Annotated in this window: 22 protein-coding genes; 16 read left to right on the forward strand and 6 right to left on the reverse strand. The window is 30.0% G+C overall.

Annotated elements, in window-relative coordinates; genetic code table 11:
- Positions 1–2: 2 nt before the first annotated feature.
- From KV700_RS03095 to KV700_RS03105, 3 genes are read right to left on the reverse strand one after another with little or no spacing between them, the layout of a single operon-like run.
- Entirely contained in the window at positions 3–1,394 is a 1,392-nt protein-coding gene (locus tag KV700_RS03095) for a bifunctional UDP-3-O-[3-hydroxymyristoyl] N-acetylglucosamine deacetylase/3-hydroxyacyl-ACP dehydratase (RefSeq protein ID WP_166387433.1), read from the reverse strand.
- Positions 1,387–2,430, reverse strand: coding sequence for a UDP-3-O-(3-hydroxymyristoyl)glucosamine N-acyltransferase (gene lpxD, locus KV700_RS03100; protein ID WP_166387435.1), 1,044 nt, complete (start codon positions 2,428–2,430; stop codon positions 1,387–1,389). The genes KV700_RS03095 and lpxD overlap by 8 nt, the downstream gene beginning before the upstream one ends.
- 45 nt (positions 2,431–2,475) lie before the next feature.
- Entirely contained in the window at positions 2,476–3,699 is a 1,224-nt protein-coding gene (locus KV700_RS03105; RefSeq protein WP_218599114.1) for an HD domain-containing protein, read from the reverse strand.
- Between the two features lie 268 nt (positions 3,700–3,967).
- Here KV700_RS03105 and KV700_RS03110 point away from each other — a divergent pair, with 268 nt between their 5' ends.
- The 5 genes from KV700_RS03110 to KV700_RS03130 all read left to right on the forward strand — a co-directional run bounded on the left by KV700_RS03110 (position 3,968) and on the right by KV700_RS03130 (position 11,764).
- Complete coding sequence (locus tag KV700_RS03110; protein ID WP_166387439.1) at positions 3,968–5,515, forward strand: bifunctional response regulator/alkaline phosphatase family protein; 1,548 nt, start codon at positions 3,968–3,970, stop codon at positions 5,513–5,515.
- Positions 5,516–5,857: 342 nt separating this feature from the next.
- Positions 5,858–6,265: a tRNA (adenosine(37)-N6)-threonylcarbamoyltransferase complex ATPase subunit type 1 TsaE gene (gene tsaE / locus KV700_RS03115; RefSeq protein ID WP_166387441.1), complete on the forward strand. Its 408-nt coding sequence runs from the start codon at positions 5,858–5,860 to the stop codon at positions 6,263–6,265.
- A 7-nt stretch (positions 6,266–6,272) separates the two neighbouring features.
- Positions 6,273–7,469 (forward strand): alanine dehydrogenase, encoded by a 1,197-nt coding sequence (locus KV700_RS03120; protein ID WP_166387443.1) that lies wholly within the window; start codon positions 6,273–6,275, stop codon positions 7,467–7,469.
- Positions 7,470–7,515: 46 nt separating this feature from the next.
- Positions 7,516–11,340 (forward strand): choice-of-anchor L domain-containing protein, encoded by a 3,825-nt coding sequence (locus KV700_RS03125; RefSeq protein WP_218599115.1) that lies wholly within the window; start codon positions 7,516–7,518, stop codon positions 11,338–11,340.
- Between the two features lie 55 nt (positions 11,341–11,395).
- Positions 11,396–11,764 carry a DUF4258 domain-containing protein gene (locus KV700_RS03130; RefSeq protein WP_166387447.1) on the forward strand — a complete coding sequence of 123 codons (369 nt, stop codon included), beginning with the start codon at positions 11,396–11,398 and terminating at the stop codon, positions 11,762–11,764.
- A gap of 90 nt (positions 11,765–11,854) precedes the next feature.
- On the opposite strand, the gene KV700_RS03135 is transcribed toward KV700_RS03130, so the two are convergent.
- Entirely contained in the window at positions 11,855–12,532 is a 678-nt protein-coding gene (locus KV700_RS03135) for an RNA methyltransferase (protein ID WP_218599808.1), read from the reverse strand.
- 71 nt (positions 12,533–12,603) lie between these two features.
- On the opposite strand from KV700_RS03135, the gene KV700_RS03140 reads away from it, so the two are divergent.
- Positions 12,604–13,287, forward strand: coding sequence for an NAD-dependent deacylase (locus tag KV700_RS03140; protein WP_166387449.1), 684 nt, complete (start codon positions 12,604–12,606; stop codon positions 13,285–13,287).
- Between the two features lie 651 nt (positions 13,288–13,938).
- On the opposite strand, the gene KV700_RS03145 is transcribed toward KV700_RS03140, so the two are convergent.
- A complete protein-coding gene (locus KV700_RS03145; RefSeq protein ID WP_166387451.1) occupies positions 13,939–14,160 on the reverse strand; it encodes a VF530 family DNA-binding protein in 222 nt (73 codons plus the stop codon).
- Positions 14,160–15,794: an aminopeptidase P N-terminal domain-containing protein gene (locus KV700_RS03150; protein WP_218599116.1), complete on the reverse strand. Its 1,635-nt coding sequence runs from the start codon at positions 15,792–15,794 to the stop codon at positions 14,160–14,162. Before KV700_RS03150 ends, KV700_RS03145 begins: the two co-directional genes overlap by 1 nt.
- Positions 15,795–15,925: 131 nt before the next feature.
- On the opposite strand from KV700_RS03150, the gene gcvT reads away from it, so the two are divergent.
- The 10 genes from gcvT to KV700_RS03200 all read left to right on the forward strand — a co-directional run bounded on the left by gcvT (position 15,926) and on the right by KV700_RS03200 (position 24,675).
- On the forward strand, positions 15,926–17,011 hold the full coding sequence (gcvT, locus tag KV700_RS03155; protein ID WP_218599118.1) for a glycine cleavage system aminomethyltransferase GcvT: 1,086 nt from the start codon (positions 15,926–15,928) through the stop codon (positions 17,009–17,011).
- A 144-nt stretch (positions 17,012–17,155) separates the two neighbouring features.
- Complete coding sequence (locus tag KV700_RS03160; protein WP_218599121.1) at positions 17,156–18,271, forward strand: SDR family oxidoreductase; 1,116 nt, start codon at positions 17,156–17,158, stop codon at positions 18,269–18,271.
- Between the two features lie 25 nt (positions 18,272–18,296).
- On the forward strand, positions 18,297–19,295 hold the full coding sequence (locus tag KV700_RS03165) for a metal-dependent hydrolase (protein WP_218599123.1): 999 nt from the start codon (positions 18,297–18,299) through the stop codon (positions 19,293–19,295).
- 132 nt (positions 19,296–19,427) lie between these two features.
- Positions 19,428–20,621, forward strand: coding sequence for a hypothetical protein (locus KV700_RS03170; protein WP_166387461.1), 1,194 nt, complete (start codon positions 19,428–19,430; stop codon positions 20,619–20,621).
- 153 nt (positions 20,622–20,774) lie between these two features.
- Positions 20,775–21,641: a YkgJ family cysteine cluster protein gene (locus KV700_RS03175; protein ID WP_218599124.1), complete on the forward strand. Its 867-nt coding sequence runs from the start codon at positions 20,775–20,777 to the stop codon at positions 21,639–21,641.
- A gap of 112 nt (positions 21,642–21,753) precedes the next feature.
- Positions 21,754–22,548, forward strand: a complete 795-nt coding sequence (locus KV700_RS03180) for a hypothetical protein (protein ID WP_218599125.1) — start codon at positions 21,754–21,756, stop codon at positions 22,546–22,548.
- 141 nt (positions 22,549–22,689) lie between these two features.
- Positions 22,690–22,995 carry a helix-turn-helix transcriptional regulator gene (locus KV700_RS03185; protein ID WP_218599126.1) on the forward strand — a complete coding sequence of 102 codons (306 nt, stop codon included), beginning with the start codon at positions 22,690–22,692 and terminating at the stop codon, positions 22,993–22,995.
- Positions 22,996–23,046: 51 nt separating this feature from the next.
- Complete coding sequence (locus KV700_RS03190; RefSeq protein ID WP_218599128.1) at positions 23,047–23,283, forward strand: thioredoxin family protein; 237 nt, start codon at positions 23,047–23,049, stop codon at positions 23,281–23,283.
- A gap of 14 nt (positions 23,284–23,297) precedes the next feature.
- Complete coding sequence (locus KV700_RS03195) at positions 23,298–23,705, forward strand: OsmC family protein (RefSeq protein ID WP_218599129.1); 408 nt, start codon at positions 23,298–23,300, stop codon at positions 23,703–23,705.
- Between the two features lie 46 nt (positions 23,706–23,751).
- Positions 23,752–24,675: a permease gene (locus tag KV700_RS03200; RefSeq protein ID WP_254712963.1), complete on the forward strand. Its 924-nt coding sequence runs from the start codon at positions 23,752–23,754 to the stop codon at positions 24,673–24,675.
- Positions 24,676–24,680: the final 5 nt, after the last annotated feature.

Here is a 24,680-nt window from a genome sequence, read left to right on the forward strand (position 1 = left end):
GTTTATTTTTTTCTAGCAATTTGAGCCATTAATTCTGCTTCTGCAACTATTTTTCCGTTCGCATAAGCATACGCTTGCATGTGGCAAATACCTCTTCTTATTGGAGTAATTAGCTCACATTTAAAGGTTAAGGTATCTCCAGGTAAAACTTTTTGTTTAAACTTTACTTTATCCATCTTCATAAAATAAGTAAGGTAATTTTCTGGATCTGGTACCGTATGTAAAACTAAAACGCCACCACATTGTGCCATTGCCTCAACTTGTAATACTCCTGGCATAACAGGTGAACCTGGAAAATGACCAACGAAAAAGTTTTCGTTCATGGTTACATTTTTCATACCAACAACGTGGGTGTCAGAAAGCTCTAAAATCCTATCAATCAATAAAAAAGGAGGTCTGTGAGGTAAGACTTCCATAATTTGATGAATATCCATTAAAGGAGGTAAATTCAAATCGTATTGAGGAACGTTATTTCTTTTTTCTTGCTTAATAATTTTGGCTAATTTCTTTGCAAAAGTAGTATTAATTAAATGTCCTGGTTTGTTTGCAATAACTTTACCTCTAATTCTAATACCAACTAAAGCTAAATCTCCAATTACATCTAATAACTTATGTCTTGCAGCTTCATTAGCCCAATGTAAAGTAAGATTGTCTAAAATACCGTTTGGTTTAACAGTTATATTATCTTTTTTAAATGCTGTTTTTAATTTTTCCATAGTTGCTGTAGACAATTCTTTGTCTACATAAACAATAGCATTGTTTAAATCACCACCTTTAATTAGATCGTGCTCTAAAAGCATTTCTATTTCATGTAAAAAACTAAATGTTCTAGCATCAGCAATTTCTTCTTTAAAATCAGAAATCTTTTCTAAGTTAGCATTTTGAGTACCTAATATTTTAGTACCAAAATCTACCATAGTTGTCACTTGGTATTCATCTGATGGCATTAAAATAATTTCACTTCCTGTAACTTCATCCTTAAAAGAAATAATTTCTTTTACTACATATTCTTCTATATCTGCATCTTGCTCTTGTATACCAGCACTTTCTAATGCTTCTACAAAATATTTAGAAGAACCATCCATAATTGGTGGTTCTGAAGAATCTAATTCTATTAAAAGGTTGTCTATATCTAAACCAACAGCGGCAGCCAAAACATGCTCTGTAGTCTGGATTTGAACACCATTTCGCTCTAAGTTTGTACCTCTTTGCGTATTTACTACATATTCTGCATTTGCCTCAATAATTGGAGATCCTTCTAAATCTATTCTGCTAAAAGCAAAACCATGATTAACAGGGGCAGGTTTTATAGTCATATTAACAGTGTTACCAGTGTGTAAACCTACACCAGATAAACTTACCTCTTTCTGAATTGTCTTTTGCTTCTTACTCATTTATTATCAGTTTTTGAGACTTCAACTCTTTTTCTATATTGTTAATTTTCGATGCTATTTTAGGTAAATTTCTAAAATAAACCGAACTTTTATTAAAATCTTGTATCTTAAATGCAGGTGAACCATTTACCATCTCATTATCTTTTAAACTTTTAGAGATACCTGCTTGGGCTAATATTTTTACATTATTACCTATAGTTATATGACCGGCAAAACCTACTTGTCCTCCAATCATACAATTTTCACCAATTTTGGTAGAACCTGCAATACCAGTTTGAGCTGCAATTACGGTGTTCTTACCTATTTCTACATTGTGGGCTACTTGTATTTGATTGTCTAACTTTACACCTTCATGTATAATTGTAGAGCCCATAGTAGCTCTATCTATTGTACACGCAGAGCCAATATCTACATTGTCTTTTATAATAACATTACCTATTTGAGGTATGGCAGTATATACGCCGTTTTTATCTGGTGCAAAACCAAATCCATCTCCACCTATAATAGATCCAGAATGAATTTTACAACTATTTCCTATTATTGTTTCAGAATAAATTTTCACTCCAGAGAATATAACGCAATTATCTCCCACAACTGTATTGTCTCCAATATAAGCATGCGGATAAATCTTTACATTGTCTCCTAAAACTACATTTTCTCCAATATACGAGAACGCACCAATATATTCATTAACACCTATTTTAGCCGAATCAGAAATAAAATGAGGTACTTCTCTACCTTGTTTGTTATTTTTAACTTCATTGTAAAATGCTAATATTTTAGAAAAAGCTTCATAAGCACTTTCTACTTTTATTAGTGTTACATTCACTTCTTTTTCCGGAACAAAAGTACTGTTAACAATAACTACAGATGCATTTGTAGTATATAAAAAAGATTTATATTTTAGGTTAGAGAGAAAGGTTAAAGAACCTTTTTCTCCTTCTTCTATTTTAGATAATTTAGAAACTTCTACATCAGAATTACCAACGATGTCACCTTCTAAAATATCTGCTATTTGTTGTGCTGTAAATTTCATTAATCGCAAAAATATAAAATTTATAGTGATTTGGCTAATCTCATTCTATTTTGGATAACAAATAAAGTATTTTATTACTGGATTTGTAAGCGCTTGTAAATTTAATTGATCTGATGCTTTGGCAATATCTCTTAGTTTTCCCTTTTTATTCAGAATAAAAATAGGTTTTTCTTGCTGATATGCTTGATTTTCTATTTTTTTGGTGAAAACAAAATATTTTACTTCGTTTTCTGAAAGCTCCAATTTTTTTGAAACTTTATTTATTTTTTTATTTAATTCAGCCGTTTCAAACTCCTTTTGTTGAATTTCTATACGCAACAATTTTCTATCAACAATCATTTTAGATAATAAAGATAAAATTTTATCACTATGATTTGTCCATTCTTTTATGGCAGACATTACATCATAATCATCTAATTTAGAAAACATTTCTAACGTTTCATCAGTAAAGTTCTCTTGTGATATTTTTTTATATAGAAAATAACGTAAAGAAGTACTTGCAAATAATTCCACGCCATTATCCGCCAATTCTTTTGCTCTTTTTAAAACATTAACCAGCATATTTTCTGCTACCAAACCTGTTTTATGTAAATATACTTGCCAATACATTAATCGTCTAGCAATTAAAAAGTTTTCTACAGAATAAATTCCTTTTCCTTCAATAACTAATTCATCGTCTTTTACATTCATCATGGCAATTAACCGATCGGAAGAAATATTACCTTCTGTAACACCTGTGTAAAAACTATCGCGTTTTAAATAATCTAATCTGTCTATATCTAATTGACTAGATATAAGCTTGCACAAAAACTTTCTAGGATATTTCCCTTCAAATATTTCGATTGCTATATCTAACTTTCCATTAAACTCATCATTTAGCTTTCTCATAAATTTTAATGAAATTTCTTCATGAGAAATGCCATTTACAATACTATGCTCTAAAGCATGCGAGAAAGCTCCATGACCAATATCGTGCAATAAAATTGCTATATACAAACCATTTTCTTCTTCTTCAGAAATTTTTACCTGCTTAAAACGTAAAACTCTTACTGCTTTTTGCATTAAATGCATGCAACCAATTGCATGATGAAAACGGGTGTGATTAGCTCCTGGATACACCAAGTTAGAAAAACCCATTTGGGCAATTCTTCTTAAACGTTGAAAATAACGATGTTCTATTAAATCAAAAATTAAAGTATTTGGTATTTGTATAAACCCATAAATAGGATCATTCAAAATCTTTAATTTATTATGTTTTTTATTCTTCAAATGAGTGTTTTTATCAATCTATGGCAAAGTACAAATTAATGCCACGAACCAGCAAATTTAAAGTTTTAGTTTTTTCTGAAAGCAATTATGTTTAGAAAATAGAAATTTGTTAAGAAAATAAAATAAATAGCGCTATTTATACTAAAAATTCTAGGTTTCAATTATTTGTAAGTATGCCAAAATTGGCAATATTTTATCATTTTTAAAGTCAAAAAAGTATAACTTTTAATTACTTTTATCATTAAATGATAAAATGATAAACAAAAATATGAGCAGTATACAAATTTTATGGGTAGATGATGAAATAGAGTTATTAAAACCGCACATTCTTTTTTTGGAACGTAAAAATTATAAAGTAACTACTTGTACTAATGGCGCAGATGCTATTGATTTAGTAGGTGAACAAAATTTTGATATCGTTTTTTTAGATGAAAACATGCCTGGATTAACAGGCTTAGATACACTTGCAGAAATTAAACAAATACATGCAAATTTGCCTGTTGTTATGATTACAAAAAGTGAAGAAGAGTATATAATGGAAGAAGCAATTGGTTCTAAAATTGCAGATTATTTAATAAAACCAGTAAACCCAAATCAAATATTATTAAGTTTAAAAAAGAACTTAGATCATTCTCGTTTAGTTTCAGAAAAAACCACTTCTAACTATCAGCAAGAATTTAGAAAAATTTCTATGGATTTAGCCATGGTAAATTCTTATGAAGAATGGATAGATCTTTATAAAAAATTGGTGCATTGGGAGTTAGAGTTAGAGAATATTAGCGACCCTGGAATGTTAGGTATTTTAGAAAGCCAGAAACAAGAAGCCAATAGTCAGTTTTTTAAATTCATCAAAAAAAATTATGAAGATTTTTTAACAGCACACGACAAACCAACTTTTTCTCATACACTTTTTAAAAACTATGTGGTACCAGAATTAAGTAAAGACCAAGGGGTTTTGTGGGTTGTAATTGATAATTTACGTTACGACCAATACCGAATTTTAGAGCCTTTAATTAATAACCATTACAAAAAGGACCAAGAATATTCTTATTTCTCTATTTTACCAACAGCAACCCAGTACGCTAGAAATGCTATTTTTTCAGGTTTGATGCCTTCTGAAATGGAAAAACGTCATCCAACTTTTTGGAAAAATGATACCGACGAAGGCGGAATGAATTTGTTTGAAAACGATTTCTTAGCAGCACAAATAAAACGTTTAGGGTTAGATATTAAACACGAATACTATAAAATTACCACGCTAAAAAACGGTAAAGAGTTAGCCGATAATTACAACGGAACTAAACAAAACGATTTAACTGCTGTTGTGTATAACTTTGTAGATATGTTGTCGCATTCTAAAACAGAAATGGAAGTAATAAAAGAATTGGCTGGAGACGATAAAGCATACAGAAGCCTTACGTTAAGCTGGTTTAAAAACTCGCCATTGTTCGAGATTATTCAAAAAGCCCAACAATTAGGTCAGAAATTAATTATTACTACAGACCACGGAACCATTAATTGCAAAAACCCAACCAAGGTAATTGGCGATAAAAACATTAGCGCTAATTTACGTTACAAAACTGGTAGAAGTCTTTCTTACGAAGAAAAAGACGTGTATGCAGTAAGAAACCCAAAAGATATCTTTTTACCAACTATTGCAATGAATAGTCCATTTATTTTTGCTAAAGAAGACCTGTTTTTTGCATATCCTAATAACTTTAATCACTTTGTAAAATACTACAAAAACACCTATCAACATGGCGGAATTTCATTAGAAGAAGTCATTATTCCGTGCGCAGTTTATAGTCCGAAGTAAAGAGTTTACATTTATTTTCTATTGATTCTATAAAATTATAGTTTCAATTATTAGAAGCTATTTTCTATCTTCAATACTCGATTTTTTTTTGATAAAGAAGTAAAAAAAAGCTCAAACAAAAGCTAGTCTTTGTCTTAACAAAAGATTCAATCATAGCTAAAATTCTTTGCTAACAAAATTAATTATAGAAAAGTCTGATAGGTTTTAAATACTTGTCAGACTTTTTACATTTAACAAATTGAGTAGTAAAAACATATCGTTATTAATAATCTTTAATAACTTTATATATTATTGACAGAAAACAGTAACAAAATACTGAATACTTTTTATATTTTTGTCTTTATGAACAAAAACTATTCTTTAGACAATTTATCTGAAGTTGCAGCAGAACTTATTTCATCCGTAGAAAATAAAACTTTATTGTTTTACGGACAAATGGGCGTTGGCAAAACAACACTTATTAAAGAGATCTGCAAACAGTTAGGTGTTTTAGACAACATATCCTCTCCTACTTTTTCATTAGTTAATGAATATCAGACTAAAAATAATGAAAAAGTTTTCCATTTCGATTTTTACAGAATTACAGACCAAGAAGAAGCTTTAGACATGGGAATTGAAGAATATTTAGATAATAATGATTGGTGTTTAATAGAATGGCCAGAAAATATAGAAAATTTACTACCTTTAGAGGCTGTTCAAATTTATTTGACTATTTTAAATAACGAACAACGAAACATTCAACTTAAATAACCTAACTATGAGTTCATTTTCTCCTTTCAGTAAAGAAGAATTGCTTCCGCAAGAAGAAATGTTGGAAATTAAAAGGCAAAAAGGAGAACTATTTATTGGTTTGCCTAAAGAAACCCATTTAGGCGAAAAACGAGTTTGTTTGACGCCAGATGCCGTTTCTGCATTATGTGCTCACGGACATAGAGTTGTAATAGAAACAGGTGCAGGAGATAATGCAAATTATGCAGATAGAGAATATTCTGAAGCAGGTGCTAAAATTTCTTACGATGTAGAAGAAGCTTTTAAATGTAATATTGTCTTAAAAGTTGCACCCCCCACAGAAAGTGAAATTGATTATATGAATCCGCAAACGATTCTAATTTCTTCTTTGCAGTTAAAAACTCAAAACAAAAAATACTTTGAGTGTTTATCAAAAAAAAGAATTACTGCTGTTGCCTTCGATTATATTAAAGACGACCATAACACGTATCCTATTGTAAAATCTTTAAGTGAAATTGCAGGTGCCGCTTCTGTATTAATTGCAGCAGAATTAATGAGCGGAATTAATAAAGGAAACGGACTATTATTGGGTAATATTGGTGGCGTTCCGCCTTCTAGCGTTGTTATTTTTGGTGCCGGAACTGTTGGTGAATATGCAGCAAAAACTGCTATTGGCTTAGGTGCAAGAGTAAAAGTTTTTGATAATTCTATTAGTAAATTACGTAAACTACAAGATTCTTTAAGCGCCCCTATTTACACATCTACACTGCAGCCAAAGTCGGTTGCAAAGGCATTAATGCGTGCAGATGTAGCAATTGGAGCAATAAGAGGTAAAAATAGATCGCCCATTTGTGCTACAGAAGAGATGGTAGAAACCATGAAAGAAGGAGCTGTAATTATAGATGTTAGTATAGATAGAGGTGGTTGTTTTGAAACCTCTAATGTAACTACACATAAAACACCTACTTTTATAAAACATGGTGTTGTACATTACTGCGTACCAAATATTCCTGCTCGTTATGCAAGAACAGCTTCTTTATCTATTAGTAATATTTTTACCCCATATTTATTAAATATTGCAGAAGAAGGCGGTTTTGAAAATGCCGCTCGTTTTGATAAAAGTTTACGAAACGGAATGTATTTCTATCACGGAATTCTTACAAACAAAACAGTAGCAGATTGGTTCGATTTGCCTTACAGAGATATTAATTTATTAATTATTTAACCTCCCTCATAACAACAATATTTTTCTATTATAAACATTTATTAATATGAGACATTTAAAACCTAAAACGAGTAACTTAAATAGATTTTTTAAATCTATATTTTTTGTTGCTGCGTTATTACTTACATCTTCTATCTTTTCTCAAACGGTAATTGTAGACGATACTAAAACAACAGAACAACTTACAAACCTACTGATAGATAATTCTTGTATAAATCTAACTGATGTAGCTATTTCTTCTAGTAAATCTGTTGCCACTTTTAATAATAATAGTGGTAGTTTTCCTATTTCCGAAGGAGTTATCATAAGAACAGGTAATGCTAAAGATACGGAAGGACCTTTTACCAATACTAAATTAAGTAGTGAAATTTCTACAAGTGGAGATGCTGATTTACAAAGAATTAGTAACAATGACGGAAATACAAAGAATATTACTGATGTAGCTTTCTTAGAATTTGACTTTACACCAATAGATAAAGAATTTAGTTTTAATTACATATTTGCCTCTAATGAATATGGTACATTTCAATGTGTAGGAAGAGATCTTTTCGCCATAATATTAACAGATTTAAGTACTGGAAAATCAACAAACATAGCAACCTTACCCGACAATGCAAATATATCTGTAAAAAATATAAAAAATAACTTATATAATGGTGAGTGTAATTCTAATAATGAAGATTCCTTTGGATCATATTATGACCTTAAAAGTCTTAATACTATAATTAATATGAGGGGCTTTTCTAAAATTCTAAATGCCTCTGCAACCGTAGTTCCTAATACTAAATATAACATAAAATTTGTAATAGGAGATTACGATAATTCAGATTATGATTCTGCTGTTTTTATAGAAGCAGGAAGTTTTAATAATACTTTAAATTTAGGAGGAAATAAGGAACTTTGCGGAGGAGATGATGTTATTATAGATTCTGGTTTTTCTAAAACAGATGGCTTTAATTTTGAATGGACTAAAAATGGTACTCCATTAACAGATAATGGAACTAAAATTACAGTAAATACTATAGGTACATATGCACTAACAATTACATCTTTAACAGACCCTAGTTGTCTATTAACCGATGAAATAAAAATAGAAACAATTAAAGCGACAGATCCTGGAATTATTAAAATATGCACAGAGCTTACAACTTCTAATATTTCAAAAGAAGTAGATAATAAAATACTAAATGGATTAGAAGCTAAAGATCATACTATTATCTATTATGAAAATGAGGAAGATGCTACAAAAAATCAAAATTCAATTACAGATCCTACAAAATACCCAATAACAAGTAATACATTTAAACTTTGGGCTAGACTTTCTAACAATACTAAAACTTGTTTTGATATTGTTAATTTTAATGTAGAAGTTACTGCAAAAATTTTAGTAGAAAAGTTGCCAATTGCTTATTATGTCTGTAGTGAATTTATATTACCACCATTAAATAATGGTGCAAAATATTTTACAAGTTATTGGGGTAAAGGAACAGAATTGTTTCCTGGACATAAAATTACAGAGCAAAGCTTAATTTATTATAATATTGGAGGTGTTAGTACATGCTTTTCAGAAGAATTTTTTAGAGTTTATTTTATTGATGATTATGTAAGAAAATTAGAATCAGAATTAGTACAATGTGAATTTTTCACAATACCGAGTACACCTTTTGGAAGATTTTATAGTAAAAAAAATGGTGTTGGAGATCCATTGAAAACAAATCAGAAAATTACAAAAGACACAACTATTTACCTTTATTCTGAGTTAAATGGAGCATTTTGTAAAGATATAGAATTCAATATAACGATACTTCCATCACCTCCAGTAGATGTTTTAGACCCAATAATAACTTGTGATTCTGTAACTTTAGAGAGTTTAACTAATGGAAACTATTATACTGGTCCAGATGGTACTGGTGAACAATTAAATGTAGGTGACATAATATCAGAAACACAACTTGTTTATATCTATAATAAAGACTTAGTTACAGGGTGTGAAAACGAAAGTATGTTAGATATAACAATTATAAAAAAAGAAGACATTGAAGAATGTGAAAGTTATACAATACCTGATACAATTGGAAAATATTACACAGACAGCACCAAATTGAATGAAATAATTCCAGGGACTACAATAACTTTAACACAAACGGTCTTTTATTATGCAGATGAAATAACAACTACTCCTAATTGTACCGGTTATGATATAGAAATTAAAATTAATCAACTTCCAGAAGTAGACTCACTAAGCGATTTTATAAATTGTGAAAATGACTTACCAAAACTACCTAAATTAACAAATGGAAAATATTACACAGAACCTGAGGGATTAGGTGATGAACTCTTAGAAGGAGATGAAATAAGTACCTCACAAACAATTTACATTTATAATAAAGATTTAATTACCAATTGTCCTAATGAAACAAGTTTTTTAGTAACAATTATACCTGTTCCTACAATACCGGTTTTCTTTGATAAACCTGTGTGTGAACCATATAAATTACCTGCTTTAAGTTCTGGTGGAAAATATTTTACAGAAACCAATGGAAAAGGTATAGAATTGAAACCAGGTGACCTAATTACAGAAACTAAAGACATATACGTCTATTATCAAGCCCCAGAATTGGCTACTTGTGATAATGAAGCTATTTTTAAAGTAACTCTTTTAGAAATACAAGTGGACGTTCTTGATGATATAAAAGCTTGTGAATCATTTATACTACCAAAGTTAACAAAACCAGGAGGCTATTATAAAAATACTGATAAAACAGGACCTTTAAATGCGGGTGATGTAATTACAACAGATCAAACAATCTATATTATTGGTAATAATATAAGATTTACTGATTGTCAAAATATAAGCTCTTTTGATGTAAGAATTTTTACTGAACCAAATTTAGGAACATTAAAAAACATAGAACTATGTGGTTCTGTCACATTGCCTACAATTACATTACCAAACATTATAATAGAATACTATAGAGATAAAGCTAAAACCGATTTAATAGACCCAACTGAATATACTATTACAGAATCTGGATTGAAAGATATTTATGTACACGCATATCAAGAAGAAAACCCATCTTGTTCTGTAGATGATATGTTTTCAATAACAGTACATCCTTTATTAGATTTTAATGTACAAGGAGGGGCTATTTGCGTTGATCCACTAACTAACCAAACTATTAATCCTTTTTTAATAGAATCAAAGTTAGATGCCAGTGTTTATGATATAAAATGGTATTTAGACGGTGATCAGATAAATATAACCTCTGATGCTAATTGGAACGCAACAAAAGCAGGAACTTACAGAATAGAAGCTACTAGAATAGACCCTATTAATAATAATGATTGCGATTACAATCCAACAGAAGTAGTTATAGTAAGTTCTAATCCTGAATTTGAAATTAATGTATTAAGTGATAATTTTTCTAACTTATATGCTATAGAAATTATTACAATTACGGAAGGTATTGGTAACTATAGATATTCTTTAGATGGTAAAAGTTTTCAAACTTCTAATATATTTGATAATATTAAACCAGGTAATTATACAATTTTAGTTGAAGACCTTACAAGTATTTGTAATGATATAAAACTTGAGTTTACCGCATTAAATAACCCAATTTATTTTGATCCTAATAAAGATGAATGGAATATTACAGACTTAAAAGATGATCCAACAGCAACCATAGATATTTTTGATAGATTTGGTATATTTATAAAAACTATAAAACCGAGTGGTTCTGGTTGGAATGGGGTAAGTAGTAACGGAAATAGAATGCCAAGTACAGACTATTGGTATGTTTTAAAATATACAGACGAAGATGGAAATCCTGCAATTTTTAGATCGCACTTTTCTTTAATAAGAAAATAAGTAATATTATTTAAAACTGATTAAAAGACTTAAATTTGCATTTCAAAATTATACAATGCTCATTAAACGAATAGGATATTATTTAGTAGGTTTATCATTAGGCTCTATTGCTGTATATTTTTTCTGGCAAAAGAAACAAGCTACTTTCGATTACGGAATGGATGCCAGAACCCTAAAATCTATTAGAATTAAAGAACGCTTATTTTCTGATGACGCTAAAAATGCGATGCATAAATATGATATTGATTCTTTAAAAATTAACACTATTTTATATACTGGTGATGTTGATTTTGGAAATAGCAAACCTAGACAAGAACCTTGCCCTGAATATTATATTACAGGTACTAAAGAATTAGAAAAAATTAGCTTGTTAGTTAAACGTTGTGAAACTACTTCTACTATCGAAAAAATTATTGTAAAATAGTATTGTTTTGTAATTATCTATAAATTGACAATTACAGTATATATATCTTAAAAAAAAGTCCTTTCTATTAAAATAGAAAGGACTTTTTTTTTATTCAGTTTTTAAATTTTCATGATAATATTTCTCAATCTTATCTACATTTTTAATTGTTTTCTTTACCCAATCAAAATATAAAACCTCTTTTTCTTCTTTGGTTAATTGCCAATCTACAGAAGAGTTTCTTAACTTAGTAGTTACGTCTTGCAAAATAATAGCTGCAGCAACAGATATGTTTAAGCTCTCTGTAAACCCAACCATAGGTATTTTTAAAAACCCGTCTGCTTGTTCTTTTACATAGTCTGAAACGCCCTCTGCTTCTACTCCAAATACAAAAGCAGATTTTTTAGTAACATCAAAATCTTGTAATAAACAAGAATCGTTGTGCGGCGTCGTTGCAATAATTTGATACCCTTGCTCACGTAAATGATCTAAACAAACTTTGGTATTGTCTCCGTCTTTTTTATAACGTTTAGAAGTCACCCATTTTTGAGAGCCTTTAGCCACATGTCTAGAAACTTTATTGGTGTATTTGTTTTCTATTGCATGTACGTCTTGTACGCCAAAAATATCTGCAGTTCTAACAACTGCACTTGCATTATGAGGTTGAAAAATATCTTCTAAAACCACCGCAAAATGTCTGGTTCTATCTTCTAAAACTTTCTTAAAAAGATTCTTTCTTTTATCTGTTAAATAGGTTTCGAAGTAGTTTAATAGTTTTTCATCAATCATAATTACAAACTTAGAATTATTATTTCTATCTTCATTAAAGATTTTATAAAAATACAAAAACCAATTTTCTAATGAAAAGATTAGTTGTTTTAACTGGAGCAGGAATTTCCGCAGAAAGCGGGATACAAACCTTTAGAGATGCAGATGGATTGTGGGAAGGACATAATGTTATGGACGTTGCTTCTCCAGAAGGTTTTGCAGCAAACCCTACATTAGTTTTAAACTTTTACAACGAACGCAGAAAACAATTGCTAGAAGTTTCGCCAAATAAAGGTCATATTAATTTAGTTGCGTTAGAAAAGGATTATAATGTAGAAATTATTACCCAAAATGTAGATGATTTACACGAACGAGCAGGTAGTAAAAACGTTACTCATTTACATGGCGAACTTTTAAAAGTTAGAAGTTCTGTTGATGAACAAAATGTACTCGATTGGAAAAAAGATATAATTTTAGGGGATTTATGTACTAAAAAAAGCCAATTAAGACCTCACATTGTTTGGTTTGGCGAAATGGTACCGATGTTAGATAAAGCGATAGAAATTACTAAAAATGCAGATATTTTGGTCATTATTGGTACTTCAATGCAAGTGTATCCAGCGGCTGGTTTAGTCGATTATATAAAACCGAATACTCCAATTTATTTCATAGATCCTAAACCTGCAGTCTCTAAAGGTCGTTTTAATAATTTGACAATTATTGAAGAAGTTGCGACTACCGGAACCGAAAAACTGATGGAGTTGTTGAAAGGTTAAATTAGCCCGTTCATTCTTTTTTATCACCTGTCATTTCGAAATGAGCTTTTTTGCCTTTCGACTTCGCTCAAGATAAACTAAAGAGAAATCTCATAACGCTTCTAGATTCCTCTTCGTACCTCTTTCGGAATGACATTTTGAACACCCAAATAACACTTAGAATAAAACTAATTAGTCAAATTTTAGTTTTTATAATTTGTTTATCCTTTATTTTCTAACGCCTGTCATTTTGAAATAAGCTTTTTTGCCTTTCGACTTCGCTCAAGATAAACTAATGAGAAATCTCATAACAGTGAAACTAAAAAATGGAGCATCGTTATGCGATTTCTCACAAAAGGTCAAAAATGATAACTAAATTTAGTTTTTAGGATACGTTTATCCATTAAATATCTATACTTTATTTTCTAACGACTGTCATTTCGAAATGAGCTTTTTTGCGATTGAGAAATCTCATAATACTTCTAGATTCCTCTTCGTACCTCATTCGGAATGACATAGAACATGTTAATTAAAAATAGTCTGCAAACAAGTTTAGCCCTGATTGTAGCAATTGTTTGAGCTCTTTTTTATTCTTTTTCGGAATAAAAAAAGCGAGTGTCTTTCAACTACGCTCAAGACAAATTCCAATCAGGAAATAGCTTCTAATAAAAATTAATCAATCATATTTTTTAAATAAAACTGCTCTACTTTTTCTCTTGCCCAAGGTGTTGTTCTTAAAAACTTTAAAGAAGATTTATACGTTGGGTTGTTTTTAAATGCGTTAATATTTAAACTATCTCCTAATTCTTCCCATCCATATTCTTTGAACAATTGTTCTAACATGGTGGCTAATTTTATACCGTGTAACGGATTATTTGGTTGTTCGTTGCTCATTAATTATCTAAATTTGGTAAAACAAAATCGTCTAAAACAGATTTTTTTGCCATCATATTTTCTATTTCTTTTACGGTTCTTGGTGCTGCTTCAGAAAGGTTTACGGGACCGCTTTTGGTCACTAAAATATCATCTTCTATTCGAATACCAATTCCCCAATATTTTTTATCGCAATTACTACCTTCTGGAATGTAAATTCCGGGTTCCATGGTGGCAATCATATTTTCTTCAAAGTTATTATAATTTCCTGGATCGTGCACGTCTAAACCAATATGATGTATGGTTCCGTGTGGTAAATAAGAGTGTTTTTCATCTACAGATTTTATAATACCTAATTTAAACAAGCCTTCATTTACTATTTTTACTGCTGCTTTGTTTGGCGCTCTCATTTTACCGCCAACGGTATATAAAGCAATACCTGCTTCTTGGGCTTTATAAACGATATTGTAAATTTCTTCTTGTTCTTTGGTGAATTTTCCGCTGGCAGGAATTGTACGTGTTACATCTGCAGTGTAACCTCTATATTCTGCACCTAAATCCATTAAAACCAAGTCGTTTCCAATTTTTGTTTTATTGTTTTCTATATAATGTAAAATGCAACCATTATTTCCGGCACCTACAATAGATGGATATCCTTCGTATTCTGCTCCGTATTTTTTGTACACAAATTCATGAATTCCTTGTAGTTCTGTTTCCGACATGTGCGGTTTCATAGCCTTCATTACTTCTATTTGACCAACTGCAGAAATACGTACTGCTTTGATTAATAGCTTTACTTCTTCGGCAGTTTTAACTTCTCTTAGCGTCGCTAAATTATTTGGAAAGAAAGAAAAATCGAAATTGTTTTTCTTTTTTGCTTTTAGATTTAAACTGATTTTTTGTTTAAAATCTTTTAACTCATTATTGTTTTTTGCACTTGCAAAATCCATTATTAATTTATCTTCTTGCAATTCTGGAAATTGTGTAAGATCTTGATTGATTTTTTTAGAAAGTTCAATCATGTTTTTATCAGGGACATTTGCAATCTTATGATATGCATTCTCTACATTTTTAGATGAAAATTGAATGTCATTAAAACCAGATTTCTCTTTAAAACTAGCCACTAAATCGTAAATTTCTGCTTTATTTCTGGCCGAATTTCTGTAATCATCCTTAAATCCTTCTATATAAACCTTCTTAAATTTCTTAAAATCGATTTTTGTTTTTATAAAATCTTCTGCATTTAATACGGTATTAAAACCTAATTCTGTTGCTGCTTTTTCTGCACCTAAGCGTTTTCCGTACCACATTTCTGCTTTAGGATCTTTTTTCTGAACGTATAAAATTTCGTTGTAAGACGCTCCTTTTATATTTGTTTGATCTTCTGAAAACAATACTAAAACCGCATTTGGTTCTCTATAACCGGTTAAATAATAAAAATTTGGATCTTGATGAAATACATAATCTACATCATTCGCTCTGTTTCTTATAGGATTTGCAAACACAACAGCTACCGAGTTTTCTGGCATTTTAGAACGCAAAATAGCGCGCCTTTCTTTATGAAATTCTTTTGGTAAATAATCTGTAGGAATTTGTGCCATACTATTTAAAGTAAATAGTAGAAAAGTGACAACTAAAAAGTTAAAAACTTTCATAAAAGTAGATTTTTATAGAGAATTTCAAAAGTAACATTTATTATTTTCTAGTTAAAAATATTAACAAACTATTAGTGATTGATAATTCCATTTTTTTCAATAAATTAGCTGAAATTTTAAGAAATCTATACATGAAAAATATTGCATTAAATAATATTCACGTTGCTTTAGGTGCTAAAATGGTTCCTTTTGCGGGCTACAACATGCCTGTACAATACGAAGGAGTTACGGCAGAACATTTAACAGTTAGAGAGTCTGTTGGTGTTTTTGACGTGAGCCATATGGGAGAATTTTTGGTTGAAGGAGAAAATGCATTGTCTTTAATACAGAAAGTTACGTCTAACGATGCTTCTAAACTAGAAATTGGAGATGCACAATACAGCTGTTTCCCTAATGAAGACAACGGAATTGTAGATGATTTAATTTGTTATAAAATTAAAGAAAACACGTATTTATTAGTAGTAAATGCTTCTAATATTGAAAAAGATTGGAACTGGATTTCTAAATACAATGAAGAATTTAATGCTGATTTAAAAGATTTATCTGAAGGTTATTCTTTATTAGCGATACAAGGTCCTAAAGCTATTGAAGCAATGCAATCTATAACTTCTGTAGATTTAGCAAGCATTCCTTTTTATAAATTTAAAATTGGTGATTTTGCGGGAATTAACAATGTAATTATTTCTGCAACTGGGTATACTGGTTCTGGCGGATTTGAAATTTACTGTAAAAATGAAGAGGCAACTCAAATTTGGAACAAAGTTTTTGAAGCTGGAGCAGATTTTGGAATTAAACCTATTGGTTTAGCGGCAAGAGATACTTTGCGTTTAGAAATGGGATATTGTTTATACGGAAATGATATTAATGACACAACATCGCCAATTGAAGCTGGATTAAGCTGGATTACTAAATTTACTAAAGATTTTGTAAATGCAGAAGCTTTAGCAAAAGAAAAAGAACACAAACCAGAGAGAAGATTGGTTGCTTTTGAATTGGACGAAAGAGGAATACCAAGACATGGGTATGACATTGTAGATGGTAGCGGAAACGTAATTGGAGAAGTTACTTCTGGTACAATGAGCCCTTGTTTACAAAAAGGAATTGGAATGGGGTATGTACCAAGAATTTTATCGAAAGCAGGTACACAAATTCATATTCAGGTTCGTAAAAAAGCGATTCCTGCAACGATTGTAAAATTGCCTTTTTACAAAGGATAACATAAAATAATATGTCCGTTTGAGTGCCGTTGATAACTTTATAATCAATAAAAAATTCAATTGCACTCAAGCAGAAAAATAGTTGTCTTTTATAAGACAACTATTTTTTTATTAAATCACCTTTTGAAATTTCATCAAAAAAATATGAATTGTTTATTAACTGGAGGAACCGGAATTGTTGGAAGTCATATTATTTTTGAATGGTTGCACAAAGCTATCGTTGAAAAAACTGTAAATCATCTTTTTGTGGTGATAAGAGCGAATGAAAAATCTGCTGAACAAAGATTATTAGCTGTTTTACAAGATGCCTCTCGTCCAAGTTTTTTAAATAATTTCACTATTGAATCTTGTCTAGAAAAAATTACAATAATCTCGCATGATTTAGGAAGCATTAGCAAAGAAATTTTAGAAAAATATAATTTTGATACTATAATCCATTGTGCTGGTTCTACAAACTTATCTAGCACAAGTGATTCTAAAAAGACAGTTCATTCCCAAAATTATTTAGTAACTAAGCAACTTTTAGAGCAGTTACCAGAGCGTGTAACTCGTTTTTTATACATTAGTACAGCCTATTCTTTTGGCATACAAGATGAAAAAGTAAATGATGCTATTGAAAACTATACGGTTAGCAATTTTAGAAATCCGTATGAGCAATCTAAATATGAAAGTGAACGATTTGTAAAAGAAACATGTAAGCAAAAAAATATAAATTCTCAGATTTTAAGGCCTAGTATTATTTGTGGTCGTTTAATTGATAAACCTTTTTACGAAACACCAAAATATGATGTTTTCTATTCTTGGGCCATCTTTTTAGCAAAGTATGCAACCAAATCTAAAGATGCTTTTAGAATTTGGATTGATACAAAAAGTGGTTTAAATATTGTGCCTGTAGATTTTGTTTCGAAAGCAATTTTATATGCTTTTTTAAATCCAAAAATAAAAGAATTGAATATCGTAAACCCTACACAGATTTTACACAAAGAATATGTTGGTGATGTTTTAGAGTCTTTTGATGTTAATTCTTATGAATATGTAACCGAAAAGCCAGAGAACTTAAATACTTTTGAAACGCTGTATTACAAAACCATTGGCGATATTTTTGAAAACTATATTTCTATCCCAGATTTACAGTTTAAAACTGATCAAATTTTAAAACTCATTCAGCAATTAAAATTAGAAAACACATTAGGTGTTCATGAAAATTTTATGAACTTGATTAATTTTTCTGTTGAAAAAAAGTTTAGAAAGAGTTATTAATTTACACTAAAAACATTTTAAAATATTGGATTCATTAACACAAATAATTTTAGGTGCAGCCGTTGGAGAAGCTGTTTTAGGTAAAAAAATTGGTAACAAAGCCATGTTGTATGGTGCCATTGCAGGTACAATTCCAGATTTAGATGTACTTTCTGCATTCTTTACAGATTCCGTTACTGCCTTAGAAATGCATAGAGGTTTTACACATTCTATTTTATTTTCGGTTGTCTTCGCTCCTATTTTTGCATTTATTGTTACCCGGTATGAAAAATTTAAAAACCTTAAAAGTTGGTCTTGGCTTTTCTTTTGGGCTTTTATAACACACCCTATTTTAGATGCACAAACTACCTGGGGAACGCAACTTTTTTGGCCCTTAGATATTCGCTTAGCTTTTAAAAATGTTTTTGTAATTGATCCTTTATATACAATTCCGTTTTTGGTGCTTTTAGTTTTGGCTATGCTTCAAAAAAAGGAGACCAAAAAAAGACGTTATTATAATAATTTAGGGCTTATTATTAGTAGTTCTTATTTAGTACTTACCATGGTTTTAAAAGGTATTTCCTATCAAACATTCACTAAAGAATTGGCTACTCAGAACATTCAATACAAAGAAATTGAAACAAAACCTTCGCCTTTAAATAGCATTTTATGGACTGCAAATGTGGAGAAAGAGAATGAATATTTAATTGGGCATTCTTCTTTTTTTGATAAAAATCCGATTCAGTTTTATCACTATCCTAAAAATCATGAATTATTAGGCAATTTAATACAGCAGCCAAAAGTACAACGTATGATTGCTATCTCTAAAGGTTGGTATACCATTAATAAAAAAGATGACACCCTGTATTTTAATGATTTACGTTTTGGCACATTAAGTATAAAACCAAATGCTGAAAATTTCGTTTTTAAATATAAAATTGAAGTTGATGCCAATGGAGTACCCTTTTTTATTGAAGAACCCAAAGAAAAAAATGATGCTAAAAAATTGATTTCTGAATTGTGGGAAAGAATTAAAGGGAATTAAACTCAGTATTTTTTCAATTTGAAATTTTAACTCAAAAAAGCTAATTTAGCATACTTCAGATTAAAGGCATGAATATTGATTTGTATCAGAATTAATATTTTAAGAAATTTGAAACCAAGAACAAACTATCTTATGAGAAAATTACTGACAATTATTATCCTTATTTCAACATCAATTGTAAGCGGACAAAACAATAAAGACTCTTTAAACGTAATTTATAAAAACTACTTTGAACTTTTAAAAACAAAAGAAAAATTAGATACCATAGTTCTTAAAGTTAATAACTTTGAAGAATTAATGAAGTCTAATAACCAAATTATTAAAGAACTTTCTGATGCAGAACTTTTTGGTTTAAAGAAACAATTAGAACAACGAAGAAAGAAAATAATAAATACTACAGAATTTGTTTTTGCCTCAAACGCTAGTTTAAATGCTATAAAACAATTAGATGCAACTAGTGATTATCTTACCCAAATTTCTAGCCTTAACAATCCAGATAATTCAGATTTAGGGTTTTCATTATCCGAAGAAATTGCAGAAATTTTAGAAAATAAAATCATAAAAGGAAATAAAAAGATAAATGGAGTTAAAAAATCTAAATTCTTACTTTTTGTAGATAATATTATTAAATCGCCATTAACTCAAGAAATTTCAAGTGCGATACCTGTGGTTAGTTCTATAAAATCTGTAGTAGAATTGGTGATGGGAAATGCACTTAGAGGAAATGATGTTTCTATAGATGATGTTATTGATTTAAAAAAATCTTTAAGTTCATATTTGGTACATTATGAAGGTTTGGCTAAATCACAAACAGAATTTGAACAAAACCTTGGTAATTTAGACATTAGAAAAGAAGGTTTGGTTTTATTGCTAACACAATACACAACAGAACGCTCTAATACACTAAACCCTAATTCTATCTCTGAACAAGATAAAAAATTAACCTTAACAAAGGTAATTAACAAACACTACACCAAGGGTATTATACAACAAAGTGTCGATAAAATAATTAGTTCAAAACCATTAGATTACAACAATCACTTAACAAACAGAAACTTAATGTACCCTACTTATGCTTTAAACCAAGCAAAATTTATACGAGATGAAGTAGAGTCTTTGAGTAAAGAATATATCTCTATTTTTACAACCTATCAATCTGCTTTAAAGCAAGTTTTAGAAAAAAGTAAAGTAATTGGAGACAAAAATAAAATTAACAATAAAATAGCAGAATTAGAAACTAAACTTTTGGCGGTTCAGGTTGCCTTTGATGATAATTTAAATATCTACAGTTTAAATAGTAAGTTTAATGCTTTAATGGAATATTAAACGCTAATAAAACTTTAGAAACAATCATCCTTCAAACCTTGTAATTTTTCTTTAGGATAAAAAAATACAATATCTTTACAACGCAATTACGCTTATATTTTTAGCGTAATTACATCTGCAAATAACTCAATTATTATAAACGATTTCCAAATAATGCAAACTACAAAACTAAGCAAAGAAAGTATATTACCACTCACCTGCTCACGATCTGGAACCTGCTGTTTTGGTAAAGCTGTAATGTTAAACCCTTGGGAGTTGTATCGTTTTAGTAAAGAGAAAAATGTAAGTCAGAGAGTTTTTAGAGATTTATATACAGATTTTGGAGGTATTCGATTAACTTTTAACGGAAAACCCGATAAAAAAGGACAAAATGCGTGTAGTCAATATATAGATAATCATGGTTGTAGCGTGCATCAAGGTCGTCCGTTGGCATGTCGTTTATACCCATTAGGTCGTCAAATTCAATTTGAAAAAGCACATTATATTTTTGAAGGACCACAATTTCCATGTTTAACAGATTGTGCAGAAGTTTTAGATTTACCAAAAATGAGTGTTGGTAATTATCTAAAAGGACAAGGTGCAGCACCTTTTGAAAAAGCACAAGATGCATATTTAGATGTAATGCAAAACATTGCCGATATTGCTTTTGAATTGTTATTAGATAGTGGTTTATCCGCCTCTGGCGATACAAAAACATTAACTTTGTGGAGAGAAATGGGCAATGAACTTCCCGAATTATTGGCAGAAAGAATAGGTGCAGATTGGATAGATTCTTTAATGATTCCAGAAATAACGGATGTTATTGATAACCCTGTTGATTTTGCTAAAAAACATAGTGATTTATTGCTATTAAAAGCACAAGAAGAATTTGGTAATTTACAAACACTTAACGAAGTACATAAAGCTGCTGTTTTACTTATGGGTGTTGCTTTACATTTATCTAGAGGTTTGGGCGCAGATACCAAAGGAATTGCAGAACTTTGGGTAGAAACAGCAAAGAGCAATGGTGCAAAAGAATAATATTTTAGAGCTTAAAAAAAGATTTTATTTTTATTTCAAAAAAATGTAAGGTTTCTATTTTTAACAGACTATTAATTATCAAAAACTAAATTGAATCAATTTAAAACATCAAATGAAAAAAACAATTATTACATTATTTGCAAGTTTACTACTTATTGTAAGTTGTAAAAAAGCACCAGAAGCAACAAAACAAATAGAAGAAAAACCACAACCTGTTGTAGAAAAAACTTTTTCTCAAAAAATAGAAGTAGCTCATAAAAAAGAGGCTTTTTTAACAAAAGAAGCTGTTCAGTTTGATGCTACCATTGAATTTGGAGGAAATGAAATTTTTAATGCTACAATTACTGTTTCAACAACTTCAGACATTGCTAAAATTACCTATAAAAATGGTGATGAAATTTATGTAAACAAAGAAAATGTTTTTGTTTCACCTAGTTTATCCGAAAATCCAGGGGTTCGTTTTCATGCATATACTTGGAGTTACTTTTTCTTGTTTCCTTATAAATTAAATGATGAAGGAACTAAATGGGATAACAACTTTAAAACAAAAGAAACTACCAACAATTTTGATATAGCAAAATTAAGTTTTGAAGCAAATATTGGTGACGCTCCAGATGATTGGTACATTGTATATACCGATAAAAAGACACACCTTTTAGAAGATGTTGCCTACATAGTTACTGCTGGTAAAACAAAAGAAGCTGCAGAAGCAGATCCTCATGCTATTAAATATGAAGATTATAAAATGGTTGATAATATTCCTTTTGCTACAAACTGGGGATACTACGGTTGGAACATAGAAACAGGTTTATCTGATAAAATAGGTAGTGCAAAAATTACCAACATCCACTTTGTGGAAGGTTTTAGAAAAGACTTTGCAATACCAGAAAACTATATTAAAAAGTAAGCATTCAATTTAAAATATATTAGAATCCCATTGAGAAATCAGTGGGATTTTTTTGTTTACTACAACTTGCTAAGAAATATTAAAACGTGATAAATATCACGTTTTAGCTAATAAACTCATCGTAAATTTACGATAGAGAATATGAAAAGAAATTTAGAACCTATCGACTATAAAGAAAACACGGAAGCCTTAGCTAAGTTTGCTAAAGCTTTGGCGCATCCAACACGCATAGCTATAATAAAACATCTCGAAAATCAATCTTGTTGTTTTACGGGGGATTTAGTGGAAGTTTTTCCTTTGGCTCAATCTACAATTTCTCAACATTTAAAAGAGTTAAAAAATGCAGGTTTAATTCAAGGTGAATTAAAACCACCGAAAATAAAATATTGTATCAACAAAGAGAATTGGAGCATTGCAAAATCATTGTTTCAACAATTTTTTGAGTGATATTTTTTTAATAACCACATCGCCTATTGGCGATAAACAAGTATAAATATTATGAGTAAAATAATTAAAGTTTTAGGTACAGGTTGTCCGAAATGTAAATCTATGACAGCAGTAGTTCAAGAAGTAGTTTCAGAAAACAACATAGACGCCACTATTGAAAAAGTGGAAGATATCATGAAAATTATGGAGTTTAATGTAATGAGTACACCTGCTTTGGTAATTGATGATGTAGTTACCATTAAAGGACGAATCCCCTCTAAAGAAGAAGTATTGGCACTCTTAAACTAATTAAATCTCACATTATGAATTATCAAATTAAAGCCTCTTCCATTTCAAATGAAGATGCTGTTATTCATATAAAAGAATCGAATATTGATTTTGGTACAACTTCTAAAACTGCCGAAACTTTACCTAATCCAGCAGAACTATTCTTAGGTTCATTTGCTGCTTGCATGTTAAAAAATGTAGAACGTTTTTCGAGAATGATGAAATTTACGTATTCTAAAGCTACGTTGGAAGTAAGTGCCACTCGACTAGAAAATCCGCCAAGGATGGACAATATTATATACCATTTAACCATCTACAGCAACGACAAAAAACTGAATACAGATTTACTTAAAAAAAACATAGAAAAATTTGGAACTATTTACAATACCATAAAATTGGCTTGTAATATTTCTGGTACACTAAAAACAATAGAAAATGTTTGATTGGGTTCAAAATTTAGCAGATTGGTTTGTCTATAATGTTTTGAACTTGAGCAAAGAACAACACATTGCAGAAGCGCTCAATTTCTTTATATTCGACACCATAAAAATTTTAATATTACTCTTTGTTATTATCTTTTTAATGGGAATTGTAAACAGTTATTTTCCAATAGATAAAGTTAAAAATTATCTTTCTAGAAATAAATTATATGGATTAGAATACTTAATGGCAAGTCTTTTTGGGGTGGTCACTCCTTTTTGTTCTTGTTCATCAGTTCCTTTATTTATTGGTTTTGTACGAGGAGGAATTCCGTTAGGTGTAACGTTTGCATTTTTAATTACTTCTCCCCTAGTTAACGAAGTTGCAATCGGACTTTTTATCGGTTTATTCGGTGTTAAAACTACCCTAATTTATGTAGTTAGTGGTATTTTATTAGGGACTATTTCTGGAGTAATTCTTCAAAAATTAAAACTAGAAACTTATTTAACACCATGGGTAAAAGAAGTTTTAGCAAAAGCACAAAGAGAACAAGACATCTTTATTGCAGAGAAAAAATCTTTAAAACAACGGTTACCTATAATCTGGAATGAAGTTCTAACTATTTTAAAAGGTGTTATTCCTTATGTAATTGTGGGTATCGCCATTGGCGGATTAATGCATGGTTATATTCCCGAAGGTTTTTTTGAACAATACATGGCAAAAGACAATCTATTTGCAGTACCAATTGCTACCATTTTAGCAGTACCCATGTATTCTAACGCATCCGGAATATTACCAGTAGCGCAAGTTTTAGTGGCAAAAGGTATTCCTTTAGGAACCGCAATTGCTTTTATGATGGGGGTTGTTGGCTTGTCTCTACCAGAAGCAATGCTTTTAAAGAAAGTAATGACTTTAAAACTGATCGGAATCTTTTTTGGCGTGGTTACGCTTTGCATCATCATTTCTGGTTATTTATTTAATATGATTTTATAAGAATT

Source organism: Polaribacter sp. NJDZ03, assembly GCF_019263805.1.
Taxonomy (GTDB): Bacteria; Bacteroidota; Bacteroidia; order Flavobacteriales; family Flavobacteriaceae; genus Polaribacter.

Bases quoted from the DNA above. Each gene is read 5' to 3' on its own strand.
- KV700_RS03095 (WP_166387433.1), bottom strand. From the start codon at position 1,394: ATGAGTAAGAAGCAAAAGACAATTCAGAAAGAGGTAAGTTTATCTGGT.
- lpxD (WP_166387435.1), bottom strand. From the start codon at position 2,430: ATGAAATTTACAGCACAACAAATAGCAGATATTTTAGAAGGTGACATC.
- KV700_RS03110 (WP_166387439.1), top strand. From the start codon at position 3,968: ATGAGCAGTATACAAATTTTATGGGTAGATGATGAAATAGAGTTATTA.
- tsaE (WP_166387441.1), top strand. From the start codon at position 5,858: ATGAACAAAAACTATTCTTTAGACAATTTATCTGAAGTTGCAGCAGAA.
- KV700_RS03120 (WP_166387443.1), top strand. From the start codon at position 6,273: ATGAGTTCATTTTCTCCTTTCAGTAAAGAAGAATTGCTTCCGCAAGAA.
- KV700_RS03125 (WP_218599115.1), top strand. From the start codon at position 7,516: ATGAGACATTTAAAACCTAAAACGAGTAACTTAAATAGATTTTTTAAA.
- KV700_RS03130 (WP_166387447.1), top strand. From the start codon at position 11,396: ATGCTCATTAAACGAATAGGATATTATTTAGTAGGTTTATCATTAGGC.
- KV700_RS03135 (WP_218599808.1), bottom strand. From the start codon at position 12,532: ATGATTGATGAAAAACTATTAAACTACTTCGAAACCTATTTAACAGAT.
- KV700_RS03140 (WP_166387449.1), top strand. From the start codon at position 12,604: ATGAAAAGATTAGTTGTTTTAACTGGAGCAGGAATTTCCGCAGAAAGC.
- KV700_RS03145 (WP_166387451.1), bottom strand. From the start codon at position 14,160: ATGAGCAACGAACAACCAAATAATCCGTTACACGGTATAAAATTAGCC.
- KV700_RS03150 (WP_218599116.1), bottom strand. From the start codon at position 15,794: ATGAAAGTTTTTAACTTTTTAGTTGTCACTTTTCTACTATTTACTTTA.
- gcvT (WP_218599118.1), top strand. From the start codon at position 15,926: ATGAAAAATATTGCATTAAATAATATTCACGTTGCTTTAGGTGCTAAA.
- KV700_RS03160 (WP_218599121.1), top strand. From the start codon at position 17,156: ATGAATTGTTTATTAACTGGAGGAACCGGAATTGTTGGAAGTCATATT.
- KV700_RS03170 (WP_166387461.1), top strand. From the start codon at position 19,428: ATGAGAAAATTACTGACAATTATTATCCTTATTTCAACATCAATTGTA.
- KV700_RS03175 (WP_218599124.1), top strand. From the start codon at position 20,775: ATGCAAACTACAAAACTAAGCAAAGAAAGTATATTACCACTCACCTGC.
- KV700_RS03180 (WP_218599125.1), top strand. From the start codon at position 21,754: ATGAAAAAAACAATTATTACATTATTTGCAAGTTTACTACTTATTGTA.
- KV700_RS03185 (WP_218599126.1), top strand. From the start codon at position 22,690: ATGAAAAGAAATTTAGAACCTATCGACTATAAAGAAAACACGGAAGCC.
- KV700_RS03190 (WP_218599128.1), top strand. From the start codon at position 23,047: ATGAGTAAAATAATTAAAGTTTTAGGTACAGGTTGTCCGAAATGTAAA.
- KV700_RS03195 (WP_218599129.1), top strand. From the start codon at position 23,298: ATGAATTATCAAATTAAAGCCTCTTCCATTTCAAATGAAGATGCTGTT.